This is a genomic window from Sporomusa sp. (assembly GCF_057736855.1).
The window spans coordinates 2951-4981 of the sequence record NZ_JBYKYF010000234.1; the positions used below are offsets into that span (position 1 = coordinate 2951).

Genomic DNA, 2031 nt, shown 5'->3' on the forward strand with positions numbered 1-2031 from the left:
CGGTATGGTTGGTCGCGAGATTTTTCAGACATAAAGCAAATTCCTTTCAAGGAAACCAGAGAATATGTCGAAAAAGTAATGTATAACAAAAAACGGTATCAGGAATTGTATGGCAGATAAAGCAGATTACAGCGGTAATAAATACGCCAATCAACGTAAGTTAACTTGGTCCTATCTGATTCTAGATCATTGAGAGTGTTGGAGATTCACCGTTATGAAACAAAACATAGATGTAGTGGCAGGTAATGAGGAGAAATGTATTACACATGCGTAAGTTAATAATTCTATTTATGACATTCCTGACAATCGTTGTTGCTGGATGCGGTTCAGGCGAAAAGACCCCATTGGTTGAAAACAAAAAGATAATGATTCAACAAGGCGGTCAACTAAAGTATGGCAGTTTGCAGGAGCCAAACACATTAAATCCGCTACTTTCTGATCTTTTATCTACCGCTGAAGTGGGGAGATTAGTTTTCAGTGGTTTGATTATTACAGGAGATAAAGGCGAGTGGATTCCAGACTTAGCTGTTGATGTGCCAACAACAGCTAACGGCGGGGTTACTCCTGATGGGCTTAAGGTAACCTATCGCTTACGCCAGGGAGTCATGTGGCATGATGGTGTGGAATTTACTGCTGAAGATGTTAAGTTTACTTGGCAGCTTATTATGAACCCCAAGGTTAATGTCGTATGGCGGGATGGTTATGATAAAATCAGTGCCATTGAGACTCCGGACAAGTATACTGTGGTTATCAAATTTAAAGAGTTTTATGCCCCGTATCTGACGTTATTTACTACCATATTGCCGAAACATATACTCGAAAAAGCCGGTGATATTAATAAAGCAGCCTTTAATCGAGCTCCTATTGGCACCGGACCGTTTAAATTTAAGGACTGGCAAATTGCAGAGGCTATTATTTTGGAAGCCAACCCTAATTATTATCGCGGTAAACCCACTTTAGACAGTATTGTTTATAAAATTGTCCCTGACACTAACCTATTGCTTACTCAGCTTAAAGCAGGCGAATTAGATATTGTGAGCAATATTGGTTTTTCTTATTTGGAGCAAGTAAAAGCCATAGAAGGAATCCGAACCGTAATTGCACCTACTATGGTCTGGGAACATATGGATTTTAATTTAGATCATAGTTTGTTCCAAGATGTAAGGGTTCGAAAAGCCATAGCTCTTGCCATTGATCAGCAAGACATTATTGCTAATGTGATCAAAGGGGTTGGTATTCCTGCCTATGGTGACCAGTCACCATTATCGTGGGCGTACAATCCCATGCAGCAACCAATGGGCAGGGATATTAACGCTGCTCGTGATTTATTGGCTCAGGCAGGTTGGACTCTTAGCTCAGATGGGATTATGACCAAAGAAAATAAGAAGCTTGCTTTTTCATTGACTACTCCGATCGGCAATAAACAACGGGAACAGACTGCCCAAAAAATAGCCGAACAACTTAAAGAGCTTGGTATTTTAGTTGAAGTACGTCCTGTTGAAGGGGCTGTATTTTTTAGCGATGTTTTGAAATATAGACGTTTTGATACGGCTATCTATGCCTGGGTGGCTGGTGTTGATCCGGATAATACTAATCTTTGGCATTCTGGTAAGATTCCAAGTGCTGCTAACGCTTATACAGGACAAAATTATCCCGGCTGGCGAAATCCTGAGGTGGATAAACTGCTTGAACTTGGAGCCAGGACGGTTGATGTTTCGACTAGAAAGGATATTTATTTCCGTATCCAGGATCTTATGCGCCAAGAGTATCCAGTTGTACCGCTGTATTTTCGGGGGAATATTGATGCTGTAAAAACGTTGGTAGCAAACTATCAGCCTAACCCGACTCCTTCAGGAAATATGTGGAATGCATGGCAATGGGGTTTTATTATTGAAAAATAATCTTAAGAAAAAGCTTGACGAAAGTTTTGTTGTTGTGATATTATACATTATGTCGCATTGAGCAAAACTTTTAGTTGCGGTCGTGGCGGAACGGCAGACGCGCTAGCCTCAGGAGCTAGTGGGGGCAACC

At 41.0% G+C, this 2031-nt stretch carries 2 protein-coding genes; both read left to right on the forward strand.

Annotation, left to right across the window (positions count from 1 at the left end; translation table 11 throughout):
- The first annotated feature begins 39 nt into the window (after positions 1-39).
- On the forward strand, positions 40-120 hold the full coding sequence (locus AC29Z1_RS13450; protein ID WP_488271970.1) for a hypothetical protein: 81 nt from the start codon (positions 40-42) through the stop codon (positions 118-120).
- 146 nt (positions 121-266) lie between these two features.
- A complete protein-coding gene (locus tag AC29Z1_RS13455; RefSeq protein WP_488271969.1) occupies positions 267-1901 on the forward strand; it encodes a peptide ABC transporter substrate-binding protein in 1635 nt (544 codons plus the stop codon).
- The last annotated feature ends 130 nt before the right edge of the window (positions 1902-2031 follow it).

Coding starts and splice junctions, on each gene's coding strand:
- AC29Z1_RS13455 (WP_488271969.1), top strand. CDS start 267: ATGCGTAAGTTAATAATTCTATTTATGACATTCCTGACAATCGTTGTT.